An 18,568-nucleotide genomic window follows, 5' to 3' on the forward strand; every position below is an offset into this window, starting at 1 on the left:
CCTTAAAAAAGAACAGTACTTAATAATTTAGCAAAAATAAGGCTTTTTATTAGACTTGTTCTATCCATCCAACTCCGTCACAGCATCGTTCAGGTCGTCGGTCGCTTTTTTTAGTTCTTCAACTGCATCTTCCCGCTTCTTAGAGGACCGGCGACTACGCTTTTTAGGCGCTTCTGCTGCTTTGGGCGTATAAGTGGCATTGGGATCAAAAGGCTCTTTGCTAAAACTTAACGCATCTTCAGCGAGATCAACATAAATGGTATCCCCGGTAGTAAAAGTATCAGCAATGATAACACTCGAAAGACCGTCAACTAAGTCTCGCTGTATGACACGCTTCATGGGGCGTGCACCAAACTGAGGGTCATAACCCCGCTCGGCCAACCAATCCAAGGCCCGTTCGCTGATCTTCATGACCATCCCCTTACGCGCCAACATTTTTTCGGTCTTCCGTAAAAGGAGCTTAGAGATTTTCTTGATCTCCGCCCTGGTAAGCGGCAAAAACATGATACGTTCGTCAATCCTATTCAAAAACTCTGGCCGCAGATTATCCTTCAAGGCTTCAAATACCTCTTCTTTTGTTGTCGCAACAATATCGTTACGATGCTCCTCTCCTACTGCGTCCAGGTCTTCAAAGTTTTCCAAAATCACCTCTGCCCCCATATTCGAGGTCATAATAATAATAGTGTTCTTGAAACTGGCTACCCGTCCCCGGTTGTCTGTCAATTGCCCGTCATCCAATACCTGCAACAGTATATTAAAGGTGTCTGGATGTGCTTTTTCTATCTCATCCAACAACACAATACTGTATGGGCGACGGCGTACCGCCTCCGTCAGCTGGCCACCTTCGTCGTAACCTACGTACCCCGGAGGCGCTCCAACCAGGCGGCTCACCGCGTGGCGCTCCTGGTATTCACTCATATCTATTCGGGTGATCGCGCGCTCATCGTTAAACAAGACCTCCGCCAGCGCTTTCGCCAATTCAGTTTTACCTACCCCGGTAGGCCCCAGAAAAATAAACGAGCCTATCGGTCGTCCTTCATCCTGCATCCCGGCACGACTGCGGCGCACGGCATTAGCTACCGCTACTACGGCTTCATCCTGTCCAATCAAGCGCTCATGTAGCTCGTCTTCCAGCTTCAACAGCTTCTCTTTCTCGCTTTGTAGCATTCGTGCCACAGGAATACCCGTCCAGCGACCTACTACTTCGGCAATGTCATTCGCCGTCACTTCCTCGTTGGTAAAACGTTTTTCATCAGGTAGTTTATCCAGTTTCTTCAAGGCCACAGCCAGCTGGCTTTGTAGCTCCTGCAACTCACCGTAGCGAATTTTGGCTACCGTCTCAAAGTCGCTGTGACGTTCCGCCCGATCAGCTTCCTGTTCCTTCTCTTCCATCTGCTTTTTCAAGCCTTGCACCAGGTCCACTATTTCCTTCTCTCCTTGCCACGAGGCCCGCAGCCCATCGCGTTTTTCTTTGGCGTTGGCTATCTGCTCATTGATTTTCGCCAGCTTTGCTTTGTTCTTCTCCCGCTTTATCGCTTCGCGTTCTATTTCCAGCTGGCGCACCTTACGTTCCCATTCATCCACTTCTTCTGGCACACTGTCCAGCTCCAGCCGCAGGCGGGCAGCACTTTCGTCAATCAGATCAATGGCCTTATCCGGCAACTGACGATCAGCAATATAGCGGTTGCTCAACTCGGCAGCAGCCACCAAGGCTTCGTCCAATATTTCAATCTTATGGTACACCTCGTAGCGTTCCTGTAATCCACGCAAAATCGAGATCGTATCTTCTACACTAGGCTCTTCAATCAACACCGTCTGAAAACGCCGTACCAGTGCTTTGTCTTTTTCAAAGTACTTCTGGTATTCATCCAACGTCGTTGCACCAATCGTACGAAGCTCGCCACGAGCCAAAGCAGGTTTCAAAATGTTGGCGGCGTCCATAGCGCCATTGCCACCACCTGCGCCAATCAAGGTGTGAATTTCATCAATAAAGAGTACAATCTCTCCGTTCGATTCCGTGGTCTCTTTGATCACCCCCTTCAGGCGTTCTTCAAACTCTCCTTTGTATTTTGCTCCAGCTATCAAGGCTGCAATATCCAGCACGTAAATACGCTTGCTTTTCAGGTTTTCCGGCACATCTCCTTTCACTATCCGCCAGGCAATCCCTTCTACAATAGCCGTCTTACCTACCCCGGCTTCACCAATCAGCAAGGGGTTGTTTTTCTTACGGCGCGACAGGATTTGTAGCACTCGGCGCATCTCTTCATCCCGCCCTATGATGGGGTCCAGCTTGCCGGTCTCTGCGCGCTCATTCAGGTTTATACCAAATTTTTTCAAAGCATTATAGCTCTCTTCTGCACTCTGATCGGTGACTTTACGCCCCTTTCGCAAGTCCACAATAGCTGCGCGCAGGCCATCATTGGTCAAGCCCATATCCTTCAATATTTGCCCACCTTTATCTTCTCCTTGCAGAATACCCAGCAGCATCAATTCCACCGAAATATACTCGTCTTCAAAGTCCGGCAACATCTTTTTTGCCCGGCTCAGTGCTTTATTGGCACCATCCGTAAGGAATTGCTTTTCACTACCAGCCACCTTAGGGTATTCCCTGATCGAGCGATCCAGCTTGGTGATCAGCTCTTGCGGGTCTACACTATTTTTCTCTAGTAAAAAGCGGACAACACTTTCATCCGTATCCAGGATACCTTTTAGCAGGTGCGGAGTGTCTACTTGTTGCTGGCTCAAGCCACCAGCTACCTTCTGCCCTTGCATGATAGCTTCCTGGGCGCGAGTCGTAAAATTATCGTAGGTCATATTCGAGTTTAAATCTGCGGTCTCAAATATAACAAACCCCATCCACATCCACCTTGCCCATTTATACCAATCATCAGTATTCATCGGCCAAACAAAGTTCAGTTCCCGCTTTTTTGGGCGGCTGCCATCTTAGAGCGTATTTGGAACGGTTTCGTAGCGAGAATCAGAGATTTGCGGTTCTGGCGAAACATCTAAATCCGAGTTTGACGGGTCAAATGAGAATTTAGATGTAAAGCAAGGTTCATAAATCCCTGATTAGCAGCAGGAACAAGTCCCAAATACGCTCTAACCTCGGCACCAGGCTGTCCACCCCTGCGGGGACTACCATCCTTGCCGCTGCTCCCCCGATGGAAGATCGGGGTGCGCTGTGCTTCGGCCCCTGGCCTACGCACCCAAAAGCAGTGGCTTAAAGGCGTTTTCCCTTAGTCACGAAAACAGCTGCACCCTCTGCGGCTTTCCGCGAAACAAACAATTTTGAATACATTCAAGTAGAAAAAAGATTTCTGCTAACTTTGGCAAATGAAGGAAAACACAATTCGGATCGGTGGAGTACCCGAACACTTCAACCTTCCCATTCACCTGGCGATAGAAAACGGAGAGTTCAGCAAGCGCGGTATCAATGTAGAATGGACGACCTTCAAAGGAGGTACCGGCCAGATGACAGAAGCCCTCAAGCAAGACGATATTGACGTCTGCATTTTACTCACAGAAGGCATCATCAAAGCCATTATTGATGGCAACCCCAGCAAGATCATCAGTAATTATGTGATCTCTCCACTCACCTGGGGGGTACATACCGCTGCGGATAATCCACTGGATAATTATCTCGATATTTTCAATAAAAAATATGCCATCAGCCGCTTCGGCTCAGGCTCTCACCTCATGGCCATTGTTGATGCCAACAGCAAAGACGAAACCATCAACAAAGACCAATTCAACGTTATCCGTAACCTGGATGGCGCATTGGCGTCGCTTGCGAATAAAGAAACCGATGTTTTCTATTGGGAGAAATACACCACTAAGCCTTTCGTCAAGTCTGGCCAACTCAAGCGCATTGGAGAATTCCTCACCCCTTGGCCTTGCTTTGTGATTGCAGCAACGGACAAGGTTTTAGAAAACCAGCCAGACAACATCGTTCGATTACTCCGTACCATCCACGACGCCTGTGACACCTTCATGCAAGACGAGCAAATCACTAAGATGGTCAGCGAACGCTATGGAATCACCCAGGAAAACGCAACGCGCTGGTACCACAGCACCGAATGGGCTATCCACGGCTGGGTGAGCAACAAGATGCTCAAGAGTGTGCTCTATTCCCTCCGCAGCGCGGGCATCATCGCCGAAGAAGAAACCATCCCCCCGCTGGTATGGACCCGGAATTAAAAAACCGGCTACCCCACTACAGGGCAACCGGATTATTTACATCTAAAATAATAAACCGCGTTATTCTTTTCAGGAAGGAGTTTACTTCCCATTATTGAGTATTGTACTTCATCAAGGTCACTTATCCAAGTACCTCTTACACAGTACCAAATACCCTTTTACTGTTTCACCATCATCATTTGCTCCACAGCATCGCCAACTTGTACCCGCAGTAGGTAGGTGCCAGGCGCAAGCTTAGTGGGTGTAGGCCATTCTATTTCCAATAATTCCTGCTGGTTAGCGATAAATTCTTCGTGTACCCGCTGGCCCATCATGTTGTACATGTTTATGGTCACATCACCTGCCTCCGGTAACTGTATCGTTACGAGTGCGGTGGTGGAGAAGGGATTGGGGGTGGTGGTTAGGGTGAGGGGGGAGGTGGGGAGGTGTCCTTGGAGAAGGGAGGTGTCTCCACCGCCGCTAGGGATGTAATTATCTAGATTCAATACTCTACCATCTTGTACCGTACTGATTAAGGCAGGAACTTCTTCTGCTGTATTTAATAACAGATCTTTTATTTCAGTCATATTTAAAGAAGGATTCATCAATACTAGTTGAGCAACTACTGCTGTAACCATAGGGGCTGAAAAGGAGGTTCCTGATGATAAATAATATTGTCCATTTGACTGAGTTAATACATTAGTAGCTTCAGCTGCAATTTCATAAAAACTAGAGCTTGCGTTAGTGTCCATCCATGGTTGGGAAAAACATTCTTGTGTTCCTGCCACAGTAACCTCTGTAGCAAAATCAACTTCCCCCGGAAAAATATTCCTACCTGAATTCAAATTTTGATTCCCAGCACTGCTTATAAGAGTAATATTCTCATATGGTACATAAGGTGAACTACCAGAGTTACTGCCAAAGACAGTGGCCCATTGATATTTAAGGATATCTGTTGAAGGAGGTAAATCTCCTCTTCCCGTATATAAACTAGCGCTAAAATTGATAATTATTTTATCTTCTGAATTCCATAATCCTGATTCAAACTGCTCTCTAAGAAATAGAGCTAATTCTAGCAGAGTTCCTGCCGTTCCCGATCCATTTTCATCAAAAGCTACAAGGTTTAAATATTCTATACCACTAATACCTGCCTGTGAAAGAATATTGTTAATGACAGAATAAACTTTATTCCCATGATCTCCTCCTTGATTTCCTCCTCCAACAATTAAATTAATATTATCTATCCCTGAAATAATTTGATCTACAATAATAACTTTAACTGATTTCTGATAGGGATTATCACTCTGGTCCTCTCCAATTAATCGATAATTATGAATATCATCGCAATAGGGCAGGGGATCAAAAGTACCATCCTCATTGAAGGCGCCATCTTCTTCTAATTGGAGGAGAAGGTTTAGATTGCCGTTATTGATGCTGGCGGAGGTATTAGTTGTTCCACTATCATCATCATCACCTTCTTGAATATTGATATAATACAATAGTTCTTCTACACCACCAATTATAGTGGTCTCACCATTTTCTATCACAGAAAGAGGAAAAGTAATGTCTGACCAAAGTTCGATCCCCTCACCGATATCTGTGGCATTGGTGATACCAAATAAATCACGTACTGCCTGGCGCTCTGTACTCGTGGTTCCTGCCACATATCCTACAATAAATTCATCGGCCACGAAGTTTTGGGCAAACAAAGCCATCATGAAAAAAAATGCTAAAAATGTACTTACAACTGTTTTCATCTTTGTTGTTATCTTGTTGATCAAATATCTTGTCAGCTATATAAGCTTGAAAAAGTAAAAACGTGACATTTTTTCTTGCTTTTTTTCTTACTCGCAGAAAAACGCAAGACAAAAACGCAAAAAAACACCTCTACGTCAAATGATTAGAAATAAAAACATTGTAAAAAAAAGAAAAATTTTTCTACTCATCATCTGTCCATTTATCTGCTTTAACCTACTACAAGGACAATCTACTGATTCCTTAGCCCATGATTTAGCAGACAAAGCAGAAAAAATCAACAACATTGAAAGTTTTCCTTTTTTAGAGAAAGCATTTGAGCTTTGTCACAACTATAGCTGCGCTGATTCAACAATGGCACGGCTGTATCAACGAAAAAGCGTCGCAACCTTTTATGGATTAAATGATTTCGACCTAGCCCTGAGTTATACTGATACTGCTATCCATTTCTATGAATTAGCACATGGTAAAGACCATATTATTACTGTAAACTCTTATTATAACAAAGGCGTTATTCAATCTCTTATTGGGCATTATTCTTTGGCTAAACACTCTATCGAGAATGCAATTAATTTTCTCAGTTTAATTGATGAATTAGAAGAAAAAGACTCTATCTCGCTAAACTGGACTTATGAGTTGATGAAAATCAATCGAAGAATTGGTGACCTAAATACCGCTGAGGTTTTAGGTAATTCTATACTCAAAAATAAATTTCTATTCCCTCTTGTTGAAAAAAGAACAAAAACAGCATTAGGATTAACATACATGGACCAATCAAGATATATTGATGCTAAATTTTTATACTTGAAATACTTAGAAGACCAAAGGTTTTCATCAAATCAGGGGATTAAAGGTAACTTGGGATTAACTTATCTAGCATTAGATGAAATTCAGTTAGCAGAACCTCTTTTACTTGAAAAACATGATTTTCATTTAACAAATATTTTATCACTTAAATCAAACAACAACAAAGCCCTCCTCTCCAACTCCCACGCCAACCTACTCCAGCTCTACCTCCAAAAGAAGGAATATGACGAGGCGGAATACCACTACGCCGAAGCACTGCGCCTATTGCTAGAGGTTGACAGCACCGGCCGCCTACCGCGTTTTGCGGAAATTTACTTCAAAAAAGGCAAGCTAGAGCACGCGCTCGGCAACTACGATAGCAGCCTGGCTTTTCTCGAAAAAGCGATGCAGGTGGTTGCGCCTGAACTGAAGGAAACCGGCGTAGAAGAAAACATCAGTATCATTGGCCCTTTTAAGCGGGTACTAGAGATTATCGGCTTCCGCGCGCGAGTGCTCGCCAGCAGAGGAGACAACCAGCGCGCGCTCCAGGATGTAGCCCTGCTCAATCGCTTGGTGACCCAGAGCCGACGGAGCTACCAGTCATCACTCTCCAAGTTTTACCTCATCCAGCAGGTGATGCCGGTTTACGAATTGGGCATCCAGCTCAATCGTCAATTGTATGCCCAGACGGGCAAGCAGCAGTACCTCGAACAAGCCTACGCCCTCAATGCCCGCAACAAAGCCATCCTCTTACTGGAAAGTTTGCAAAGCGACCGCGCCATGACTTTCGCCAAACTGCCACTTTCCGTACAAGAAGACGAGAGAAACCTGCGTGATGAACTTACCGAACAAGAACGCCTCCTCTATGTCGCCTACCAAAAAGAAGAGGCTTTTGACAGCCTGCAAAGTGTCGTGTTCGAAAAAGAACAGGCTTATTTTCAGTTTATCCAGCAGCTTGAAAAAAACTATCCCGCTTATTATCAGCTCAAATACAGCACTGATAAACCACCTTTAGTAGCCGATGTTCAGCAGCAGCTGGCTAAAGATCAGGCTATGCTCGAATACTTTGTAGGGCAGGATAGTATTTACACCTTCCTCATGGACGGCAATGAGTTACAAGTATTCTCGAAAGCTACTCCCGAAGGACTAACCGATTCCGTGGAGCTGTTCAGGGAATTACTCACCAATGGTATCGAAAAAGACTGTGAACAAGCGTATATCCAACTGGGGCGCTACTTCTACAATTTGCTCTTAGATCAGCCCCTAACCCAACTTGGTGATCGCAAGAACCGACTAGTGGTTATTCCCGACGGGCTGCTCAATTACCTCTCCTTTGAAGCCTTGTTGTACAAAGACATCGACCAGATGAACGGTGCAGAAGGGTTCTTGATCGAAAAATACGCGTTTAGTTATGCATACTCCAGCAAACTATTACTGGAGGAGGAATACTACCCACGCTCTGCCGAAAAAGGCTTCGTTGGCTTTGGCATGGAGTACGATGATGCTACGCTGGATTACCTCAAAGAGATCGACTACACCAAGATTGAAGAGATCGATACCACATTTACGCTCCCTTGTGGTTTTACGCTGGATACGACTCGGCGCTACCTCGGCAAACTTGCCTTTTCTGACAATGAAGTTCGCGATATCGTTGCTATTACGGAAGGTGATAGCTGGCTCAATGAGCAGGTAACCAAAGAGCGATTTCTGCAAGAAGCTACCGATTACAACTTGCTACACCTCTCCATGCACGGTAGTTATGACCTGGAGTTTCCAATGAATTCTGCACTCATCTTCACTCGAACAGACTCTTCCGATTTGTTTCTGCGGGCTGCCGAAATCTATGGCTTGGAGCTTACCGGTGAGATGGCCGTATTGAGTGCCTGTAATACCGGCTACGGCAAGCTTCAACCCGGAGAAGGACCAATGACGCTGGCCCGAGCCTTTCACTACGCTGGTATCCCCTCGGTAGTAGCTAGTTTGTGGAGTATTCCTGATAATTCCTCGTCAAAGCTCATGAAGTTGTTTTACGAGCAACTGAACCATGGTTACCCCAAAGATATTGCCCTCCAAAAAGCGAAATTGATCTACCTAAAGGACGATCAAATCAGCAGCCCTACCAGCCGCCAGCCCGTACACTGGGCACCAAGCATTGTGATTGGCAGTGTCGACCCGGTAAAGGTTCGTTCTGCTTCTCCTTGGTGGCCTTTATTAGGCGTTATGGTGGTAGGATTAGGCTTTTTGATTCTATTTGTTAAACGAGAGAAGTAGTTACCTTTGCCAAATGAAGAACCTGATCATTTGTACCCTGATTCTGCTCAGCATCGGCCTGACGGCACATGCGCAGCAAGCTATCCAATATACGTTAGATCTTAATAATATTCAACACCACGAGTTGAATGTAGAGGTCACCTTTCCTTCCTTACCTCCACAACCATTGGTGGTACGAATGCCAACGGCGTCGCCTGGGCGGTATGCTACCCATAATTTTGCAAAAAACGTTTATGCTGTAAAAGCCCATACTCAAGACGGAAAAGTGTTGGCCGTAAGCAGAACTGGCTTAAATGAATGGACAGTAGCAGGTCATAACGGCAGTGCCATATTCAAATATACGCTTTACGCCAATCGTGCTGATGGTACTTATGCCAAGGTCGACAACCGCAAGTTGCACCTCAATATGCCAGCGACTTTTGTATATGGAGTGGGCCTCAATGATCGGCCAGTGGAATTATTGATACCATCAGATCAGCAACCAGATTGGCAGGTAGCGACCCAGCTACAGCGCGTAGGTGATCGCCGCTTCAGAGCACCTGATTATTATTACTTCTACGACAGTCCCACCTTCGTAGGAGATATTCGTTTCCGCAGCTGGACGGTAGCAAGCGGCAACAGGATCGACACCATAGAGATGGCTTTCCTGACACCAGATCCCGATAGTTTATTGGATGCTTACGCAGAATGGACTAGAAAAATAGTGCTAGAGCAACAGGCTGTTTATGGCGAATTGCCAGCGTTTGATTTTGGCCGCTATACTTTTTTGTGTGCTTACAATCCTTACGTAAATGGTGACGGAATGGAACATCGCAACAGCACCGTCTGTAGCGCTTCGGTTCCTTTAGAAGGTTATGACGATCGCCTGATCGGAACGATCTCTCACGAATTTTTCCATTGCTGGAACGTGGAACGGATACGGCCCGCTTCGTTGGAACCTTTCAACTTTGATGAAGCAAATCTTTCCGGCGAATTGTGGTTCGCCGAAGGTTTTACCAGCTATTTTGATGACCTCAGCTTACAGCGGGCGGGGATCCTCAGCGCGGAAGACTATGTAAGTGGCCTTACCGGAATGCTCAATTACGTATTGCTACGCCCCGGTACTCGGCATCGTGGCCCGATTGGAATGAGTCAATGTGCCCCCTTCGTAGATGCTGCTACTTCGATTGATGGAGATAATTTTGCCAATACCTTCATCAGCTACTACTCCTACGGTGCAGTACTTGGACTAGCGCTTGACCTGGAATTACGCCGGGATCATGGCACTGACCTGAGTCGTTTTATGCGCTTGGTTTGGGAGCGTTACGGTGAACCGGAAATCCCCTACCATATTCCTGATTTGGAGCATTTGCTCGCTGAGTTAACAAATAATGAGACGTTTGCCAAAAATTGGTTTGCTTCACATGTATACAACAGTGGGTTACCAGACTTAAAAGGCCTCTTGGAAGATTTTGGCGTAAAAATGGAACTGAACGAAATGGACAGCGTTGGTTTTTATGGCTTGCGCCTAAAAGATACCGACAAAGGATTAAGAGTTGCCGGAACAGTCTTTGCAAACAGCCCACTCTATGCCGCTGGTCTTGAAGAAGATGACTATATATTGTCACTCAATGACACAGCGATTTCTTCACAAAAAGAATGGAAGCAAGCGGTAGCAGCCTTGAAAATTGGGCAACCCTGCCAGCTCCGATTTAAGCAAAACGGGATCGAAACAACAGGCTCTTTCACAGCTACTTTCGACCCTGAGTTCAACGTCAGTTTGTTGCCTCACAAAGAAATAAAGGGCAAGGTAAAAAAGAGACAGGAGGCTTGGTTAAGGACAGGAATAAAATAACGCTCTACCCCTTCAACCTTCTCTCCTCTCATGGGGTTAACTGGTTAAACAACGACTTTTACCAATGACACATCTTGCTTGGGAAAAACTCTCCAACCGATACACGTATACGGAATTCAGACAGCTGGCCGATCAGCTCCTCGCCAAAGGTCAAACTACTGGTCAAGATCATAGCGATGCTATGATCCACTATACAGAGTTGAATGTAACAAGGATGAAGCGCCTGGACAAGCGATCTCGCCTCACGGAAGAAACGCTGGCTGCTTTACAGAAAATTGAGCGACCGCTGGTATGGCTTACCCTTACCGAAGCTTGGTGTGGCGATGCCGCTCAGGTAATTCCTGTACTGGAGCAAATGGCGGCAAGTCAATCCCACATTGATCATTTTCTCATTCTGCGCGATGAACACCTCGACATTATGGATGCCTTCCTTACCGGTGGTGCCCGAGCTATTCCTATCACTATCGTCATTGACAAAGAGAGCAACGAAGTACTTGGTCATTGGGGCCCACGACCTGAGGTCTTACAGTACCAAATGATGGAAGTCAAAGCAGCTTCGCTAGCCGCAACTTCACAGGAAGAGCGGACAATACTTACTGATCAAGCGAAGATTGATGCACAGAAATGGTACGCTAGAGACAAGACCCTATCTACCCAAAAAGAGGTTCTTGAGATGCTTGAAACCTTGCTAAAACATTAAGGAATAATTAACCAAAAACAAACTCGTACCTATTGGTAATCTTCTTTTTTAGTGCCAGCTTTGTCTTGCCAAAAGGGTAATACTTAAGTTAAATTTCAGTACGCTTTTGCGGCTGTTGTATAAGATTATATAAAGGTAATGTGTGCGACTTTGGCGCTCCGTTCAGCAAACTGAACGGAGCGTTTTACGTTACTCAAAGCAGATAATACCTACGGCGTAGCTGCCAACACTTTTTCTATTTCAAGTACCAGTTCCCTGCAAATTGATTCTCCGGCAGGATCATCAATGAGAGCAACCAGGATATACCGACGATCTGGCCCGAGTACCATAACAGAGTCTGAGTGATAGGTCTTCCAAGAGCCAGACTTACGGAACAGCGTCGCCTCTGGAGCAATGCGGTCAAGGGTATTGACAAACTTATGGTGAAGTGCCGGATCAGCAAGGATGTTCATCATTTGCTGTGAGCGTTCCGGGTTCACAAGGGCTTCTTCTGCCAGCAAGTAATAAAAACGGCAAACCTGGGTGCTGGTAGCAGCATGACTCAAACCCTTCATCGGTTCCGGATGCCGCCCTCCCCCACTGCCATAGCGTTTACCTACCCACAAGCCACCTCCTTGCTGCTTGTCGTAGAGCTTATACTCAGGATCGGTAAGCACGTCCTCAATTTTATCGAAGCCCACCCGGTCAATCATTCGGGTAGAGGCTTGGTTGTCTGAGCGGCTGATCATCAACCGCATATCTCGTTTTACTTCGGCGCTTTCCTTCAGCTCTCCTTTATCAATAGCATCCATAGCGGCCAGAAGTACTGCTATTTTAGGCAAACTGGCAGCGTACATCATGTGGTCGCCATTAAGCTGTGCGAAACGAGGCTGTTCAGGGTCTAGTAAATCAACCAGACTCACCGCCATTTTTTTATTACTAATCAGGTTTTTCCAATCCGATCGCTGGTTTAGAATACCATCCAATCGGAGTTGTAATTCTTCATCTACTAAGGTTCTTAACGGTGCAACGACCGTGTCTGCCACAGGGGCAACAATAGTAGGATTCAAGGGCATAGAACGCTGCTCTCCGCTAAAAAGGATGAGTAGACCTACCAGGCTGCAAAGACAATAGACTTGTGCATGAAATGATAGGAAGATCGGGTCAGTTGAATCCACGAAATTCAATGCAATATTCTGCCTTATTTTCCTAACTTGGTTTTTTATTTAGTTAATGTTTTAGAAAAAGATTATCAATCATTTTAACTCTTCTAAAACTTTAACCTCTTTGTAACAAGCCGAATACCTTATCTTTGCGTTATACTAAGGAACAGCACAAAAACAAGTTGAGCTTTCGTTTTACAAAAAGCTGCTAAGCGGTTCATTTAAAGCGTGTCAACTTTTTGAAAAACCTCAAAGAAAGCTCAAGTTATTTTTTGCGCAATACTAATCGACCAAAAACCAAATCATGCGTATTCTTTGCATTGTTTTACTTTCCGCCCTTACCGTTGGCGTTGTATATGGCCAGGAAACCACGGAAAATATTTGGCAGTCTTTAGCCAAAATAACCTACACCAAACAGTACGATGAACTCTTGGGTTTCAAGGTAGACGTACCCGTTTTCAGTGAAGAAGTAAAAGCACTAGAGGGGCAAGAAATTGAAATCAAAGGCTATGTTATCCCCGTAGAGGGCTACAAAAGCCATACGGAATTCATCTTTTCGGCTTTCCCCTACAATATGTGTTTCTTCTGTGGCGGCGCCGGCCCCGAAACAGTCATGGAAGTCTACGCTGACGAGGCTATCCAGTACAAAACAGAAGCCATAAAAATCAAAGGCATCCTGGAGCTTAACGACTCTGACATCAATCAGTTGATGTATGTGCTTAGGAATGTGAGGTTGGTGGAGTAAGGTGCAGTTTTAGCCTTCTTAGGTTACTAAAAAGCGAGGATTCTCAAGGCAAAAACCTCACTGTATTAGGTACTGGGTATAGGGTATAGGGATTTTGATAAGCCTAAATGGATGTTGTATCAAGTGTCATCTACTTTTCACCTAAATACCGTTCATTATACCCTTTCTTTATTGGAGCAATATGAGTCATCCCAAATTTTGGCTTAGGCCAAAATCCAAGCTGACTACAACTAAGAACTAGTCATTAAGCATCTGAAAAGAGTGATTTATCTGACTATTTGTACGCAACCCCATGATTTCATTAGTAGAAATCATGGGGTTTCGTCTTTAACGATAGGTTTTGCAGTTGGTCAGCACGGATTTTGATGACAATCAAAATTCGGGATGACTCATATTGTTTCGTTTTTGAGAAGAAGGAAAGGGTCTTGAGTTCACCCTGAATAGCTTTCTTATGAACCATATAAGAAATATAAGGTCATTTAAGTATTGTTAAAAAGGTACTTATATGGTTTAGCATAAAAACACAAAAAACGCCTATTCCTACGGCAACAACGCCATTACCTGCTGCTTGAAGGTTTGTCCAATGGGTACTTCATGGTTGCTTATGTAGATACGATTGCCGGCTATGCGGTCGATCTTAGTGGTGGCGACGATGAAGGACTTGTGAACCCGCAAAAAAGCGGCTGACGGCAGTTGCTGAACGTAAAAAGAGAGCGGGGCGTGGGTGAGCAACATGCCCGTGAGGAGGTGAACTTTGGTGTAGCTGCCGTAAGCTTCGAGGAATAGAATATCCGGTAAGTGGAGGTTGTGGTAGGCTTTGTCGCCCTTGACAAATAGGCGTTGCAACGCGACATCGGTAGTAGGCCTAGGTACTGGCGGTGGCGCAGGCGCCTGTGCCGGGAAAGCATTATTGATAGCCCTGAGGAACCGTTCGAAACTAAAGGGCTTGAGAAGGTAGTCGGCCACGTTGAGTTCGTAGCCTTCCAGGGCAAACTCCTTGTGGGCGGTGGTCACTATGACCTTGGGCGGTTGGGCTAGGGTACGCAAAAAATCGAAGCCCGAGATGCGAGGCATGTGCAAATCGAGAAAGATAAGATCCACCTGGTGCTTCTGGAGATAAGCCAGTGCTTCAAGCGCATTATAACACTGCTCCTTTATTTGCAGGTGCGGAATCTCATCCGCAAATTTACGGATGAGATTATGGGCTAGAGGTTCGTCGTCAACAATGAGATATTTGATCATTAAACTTAGTTATCCTATGAAACAGCACAAAAATAAGTTGAGCCATCGTTTTTCAAAAAGCCGACTAAGCGGTTCACTTTAAGCGTGTCGGCTATTTGGAAAACCACAAAGATGGCTCAACTTATTTTTTGCGCAATACTATGGCTAAAACAGCTTGGTACACCTTATCTACCGTCGTCGTTTCAAGCGTGTAGCTGGCAGGGTAAACGAGGTCGAGGCGGCGGCGAAGGTTTTCCAGGCCGATACCGTCAGTCGTTGCGACTTGTGCTTCAGGATCGAAATTATTTTCTATAGAAAAGACGATCTGGTTGTTTTTTGCGACAAGCTTCATCTGAATATAAGCATCTTCCAGCAAATGCTCGGCACCGTGCTTGAAGGCGTTCTCCAATAAGACAATAAACAGCAGCGGCGACACTTCAACGCCCGGATCAATATCCTGATAGAAGCTGATACGAACTTGGTGATGATGCCTGATCTCCTGAAGTTCAAGATAATTTTGCAAATAGGTCACTTCTTCCAACAGCGGCACCCATTCCTTTTTTCCTTCGTAGATGGTATAACGCATCATCTCGGATAGCTTCACGATCATCTCTGGGGCTTTCGGCGATTGCTCGACCGTAAGGGAATAGAGATTGTTGAGCGTATTGAAGAAAAAATGTGGATTGATCTGCGACTTGAGCAAGGCCAGTTCCGCCTCCGCTTTTTCTGCACGGATGGATTTCAGCCACTTCCATTGCTGGTAAACCCAAAGCAGCAGCAACAGCGGCACCGGCCAAAAGAAGGCCGCGTACAATACATCGGAATTGGCCTGAAAATAATCGGGTGTAAAACGGGCGACTGCAAAAACAGCCAGGAGCACCACGTAGCTACCTATGATAACCCATTGATACAGCCGAAAAAAAGCAGGGGCCATCCAGCGTAGCAGGTAGAGCACCGCAGCAACCAAGAGGGTAACAGTCAACGGATTATCGTCGATAGCAGAAGAACTACCTACGACAATGGCCGAAACGAGCAGCCCACCCATGATACCCAAATGCCCAAGGAGCTGCATTTTGTGCGTAACCCGATCGAAGCCGTACAACAAAAAAGCAAGAAACAGCCACCATACCGTAAAAATGGTCAGGTTGGCCGCCGTCTCGTTGGGGTCAATGAGCAGGAAGCCAATCATCCGCAGGATAACGATAAAAAAGAAGGTGATCAGCGCGCCCAACCAAAGTGGACGGTAGCGTTGGAGGAATGTATTTGTATTCATATTCCAAAAATAAGCTCTGTCGTAGAGAGCTACTAAAATTATGCATCAACAACAAGGTAAGCGGTATGAACCCCTGGTTTTTCAGCATCAACGCAGTTGGTGCTTACTGATGGCGTGTTTAGGGAGCTCCAAGAAAACTAGAGATGGTCTCCTTCCTAATCTACAACCAAAGATTTACTACTGACCTTACGCCCATTTTGCCAGCGCAAAAAGTAATTGCCTTTCGGTAAAACAGTCGCATTCCAACTCAGTTTATGGTCACCAGGGGCAAGGTGGCCATTGAAGATTTGGTGTACTTGCTGCCCTAGTGCGTTGAAAACAAGTAATTGGTAGATGCCTGCTTCCTCAACGGTAACCTTTATTTGCACCGGACCTTTTGTGGGGTTGGGATAAACGTTCCAATCTAGCGATAATGCTTCGGCTTGCGTCGTATTCACCTCCGCTTCTACATTGACTTTCCAAAGTGAACGGCCAAAAGTTGCCGCCACCAGCGTTTCTGTAGGAAGGTGCAAAGTGAGATCAGTGATGATGACAGGCGGGATTTCTACACCTAACAACTGCCAGTTGGTGCCGTTGTTTTCTGAAAAGAGAACACCTACATCTGTCGCCAAAAACAGTGTTCCATTATCGGGGTGAATCACCAGGTCGTTAACAGGAATGTCTGGTAGGTCGCCGTTGATATCCTGCCAGTTTTCGCCGTAATCGCTGGTTTGGTAAACGTGGCTCATATTGGTACCAAAACGATAGCCGGAAAAAGTCAGGTAAGCAGTAGCCGCATCGTTAGGATCAGCAGTAATGCTGGTCACCCATCGTTCAGGTAAGCTCGCAGACAATGAAGTCCAGGTGTCACCGCCATTTATACTAATCCACACATTACCATCATTGGTACCTACCCAAATGATTTGGTTGTCCAAAGGAGAAACACTGAGGGAGGTGATGGTGCCAAAAACGAGGCCATTTCCACCCGTACTTCCGTTGGTTAGATCGGGACTAATAGGCTGCCAAGTCATTGCCCGATCATCGGAGCGAAAGACACGTTCTGCACCAAGATAAAGCCTGGATGGGTCGGTTGGGTCCAGTATATAAGGAGTGTACCAGTTTCGGCGACTGCCGCTTAAATCCTCGGTAGCCGCTGTAAAACTACTACCACCATCGATGGAGCGGGCAATATTGCCGTATTGGTAGGCAGCGTATACGTAATTGTTATCCGTAGGATCAACCAATACGCGGAAGCCGTCGCCGAAATAAATCCTAGACCAGTCATTGGTTGCTCCTGTTAGCGTTCTGTTGGTACCATTGTCTTGCGTGCCCCCGTAGAGGCGATCGGGCTGTTGATAATCAATCTCACAAGTGTAGAACTGGGTAATGGGTAGGTTGTCCCACTTGGTAAATCCCTGTCCAGCGTTTTCACTAAAGTAAAGGCCTCCATCATTCCCTAATAGCATAAAATCGGGATTATCGGGATCTATCCAAAGGCTGTGCTGGTCTACGTGTACCCCTTCGAAGGCCAAAACCCAGCGCTGCTCCTCCGGAAGGTATTCGTTGATATTGAAACCGATGTAATACAGTTTGTCTGCATCCGTAGGGTGTACGACTACGCGATTAAACCACCAGTCATAAGGCCTAATCTCCATATCGGTAATGGGCAGGTTGGCCCAACTCGCACCCTTATTTTCCGAAACCATCATATTGGCGAGGTAACCACCGCTATTGACGAACCCTGCGTAGATGCGGTTGGGGTCGGAAGGCGAGATAGCCAAGCTTATGCGACCTTTATCGGAAGCGAGAATGGGCAAGCCATTACCGAGTTCTTCCCAGGTTGTACCGCCATCAGTACTTTTGTATATACCGGAGGTGATACCCGTATAACTCCTACGATCTGGCCGACGAACTCGCTCCCACATAGCTGCGTAGAGGATATTTGGATCAGAAGGATGTAAAACCAGGTCTATTGCTCCCGTACTATCGGAAAGAAATAGTACTTGCTCCCAGTTGTTACCACCGTCGAGGCTGCGGTATACACCCCGCTGACTGTTATTGGCAAACAAAGTGCCCATCGCAGCTACGTAAAGACGGTCGTCATTTTGTGGATCAACGACTATACGTCCGATGCTGCCTACCTCTTCCAGTCCACGGCTCTCCCAAGTAGTGCCACCATCTCCGGAACGAAAAACGCCCAAACCATCGTAAGCGATGGAACCACCACCAGCGTTGGCTTCACCAGTACCTACATAAATAACAGCTTCGTTACTAGGCGCAAGGGCAATGTCGCCAATAGCCAAGCTTGGCATTTCATCGAAGACTGCTTCCCAATTCTCCCCCATGTCATTGGAACGAAAGACGCCACCAGCAGCAGCTCCCACCAGAATCGTACCTGGTGTACCCGAAATCATCTCCACATCCGTAACCCGGCCTCCTACATTAATGGGACCTGCGAATTGCCAAAGTGCTGTAGTCAAGTCTCTGCTAGTCGTATTAGACTGCTGAGCTTCCGCCAATAAAGCACGTTGTTTAAGGGCGCTTTTATACGCACCCCCATCCAGTTCTCCGGAAGGGAAAGCCCGTTGACGGAACAGCCAATCGGCCGGGCTTTGTTCTGGTTCAGTAGAATCACTCGTTGTATTAGGTTGAGTGCAACTCAAGGTTATAAAACCAATAAACAGAC

11 protein-coding genes are annotated in these 18,568 nt (G+C 46.0%); 5 read left to right on the forward strand and 6 right to left on the reverse strand.

Annotation, left to right across the window (positions count from 1 at the left end; translation table 11 throughout):
* Positions 1-60 precede the first annotated feature (60 nt).
* On the reverse strand, positions 61-2,814 hold the full coding sequence (locus A3EU_RS30350; RefSeq protein ID WP_044085880.1) for an ATP-dependent Clp protease ATP-binding subunit: 2,754 nt from the start codon (positions 2,812-2,814) through the stop codon (positions 61-63).
* Positions 2,815-3,333: 519 nt separating this feature from the next.
* Here A3EU_RS30350 and A3EU_RS0113055 point away from each other — a divergent pair.
* The gene (locus tag A3EU_RS0113055; RefSeq protein WP_020536620.1) at positions 3,334-4,197 is read left to right on the forward strand and encodes a substrate-binding domain-containing protein; all 864 of its coding nucleotides are present in this window, start codon (positions 3,334-3,336) and stop codon (positions 4,195-4,197) included.
* Between the two features lie 158 nt (positions 4,198-4,355).
* On the opposite strand, the gene A3EU_RS0113060 is transcribed toward A3EU_RS0113055, so the two are convergent.
* Positions 4,356-5,933, reverse strand: a complete 1,578-nt coding sequence (locus tag A3EU_RS0113060) for a S8 family peptidase (protein ID WP_044085811.1) — start codon at positions 5,931-5,933, stop codon at positions 4,356-4,358.
* A 139-nt stretch (positions 5,934-6,072) separates the two neighbouring features.
* Between A3EU_RS0113060 and A3EU_RS0113070 the strand changes: the two genes are divergently transcribed.
* The 3 genes from A3EU_RS0113070 (at position 6,073) to A3EU_RS0113080 (ending at position 11,522) form a co-directional block, all read left to right on the forward strand.
* On the forward strand, positions 6,073-8,988 hold the full coding sequence (locus A3EU_RS0113070; protein ID WP_020536623.1) for a CHAT domain-containing protein: 2,916 nt from the start codon (positions 6,073-6,075) through the stop codon (positions 8,986-8,988).
* A gap of 13 nt (positions 8,989-9,001) precedes the next feature.
* Entirely contained in the window at positions 9,002-10,822 is a 1,821-nt protein-coding gene (locus tag A3EU_RS0113075) for a M61 family metallopeptidase (RefSeq protein ID WP_020536624.1), read from the forward strand.
* A 64-nt stretch (positions 10,823-10,886) separates the two neighbouring features.
* A complete protein-coding gene (locus A3EU_RS0113080) occupies positions 10,887-11,522 on the forward strand; it encodes a thioredoxin family protein (RefSeq protein WP_020536625.1) in 636 nt (211 codons plus the stop codon).
* Positions 11,523-11,731: 209 nt separating this feature from the next.
* On the opposite strand, the gene A3EU_RS30355 is transcribed toward A3EU_RS0113080, so the two are convergent.
* On the reverse strand, positions 11,732-12,688 hold the full coding sequence (locus tag A3EU_RS30355; RefSeq protein ID WP_020536626.1) for a serine hydrolase: 957 nt from the start codon (positions 12,686-12,688) through the stop codon (positions 11,732-11,734).
* 280 nt (positions 12,689-12,968) lie between these two features.
* On the opposite strand from A3EU_RS30355, the gene A3EU_RS0113090 reads away from it, so the two are divergent.
* Positions 12,969-13,409: a hypothetical protein gene (locus A3EU_RS0113090; protein ID WP_020536627.1), complete on the forward strand. Its 441-nt coding sequence runs from the start codon at positions 12,969-12,971 to the stop codon at positions 13,407-13,409.
* Between the two features lie 540 nt (positions 13,410-13,949).
* On the opposite strand, the gene A3EU_RS0113100 is transcribed toward A3EU_RS0113090, so the two are convergent.
* The 3 genes from A3EU_RS0113100 to A3EU_RS30360 form a co-directional block, all read right to left on the reverse strand.
* On the reverse strand, positions 13,950-14,651 hold the full coding sequence (locus tag A3EU_RS0113100; protein WP_020536629.1) for a LytR/AlgR family response regulator transcription factor: 702 nt from the start codon (positions 14,649-14,651) through the stop codon (positions 13,950-13,952).
* 121 nt (positions 14,652-14,772) lie between these two features.
* Positions 14,773-15,903, reverse strand: a complete 1,131-nt coding sequence (locus A3EU_RS0113105; protein WP_026211380.1) for a sensor histidine kinase — start codon at positions 15,901-15,903, stop codon at positions 14,773-14,775.
* 155 nt (positions 15,904-16,058) lie between these two features.
* Positions 16,059-18,545 carry a VPS10 domain-containing protein gene (locus A3EU_RS30360; RefSeq protein ID WP_169433348.1) on the reverse strand — a complete coding sequence of 829 codons (2,487 nt, stop codon included), beginning with the start codon at positions 18,543-18,545 and terminating at the stop codon, positions 16,059-16,061.
* Between the last annotated feature and the right edge of the window lie 23 nt (positions 18,546-18,568).

It is taken from the genome of Lewinella cohaerens DSM 23179, from assembly GCF_000379805.1.
Taxonomy (GTDB): Bacteria; Bacteroidota; Bacteroidia; order Chitinophagales; family Saprospiraceae; genus Lewinella; species Lewinella cohaerens.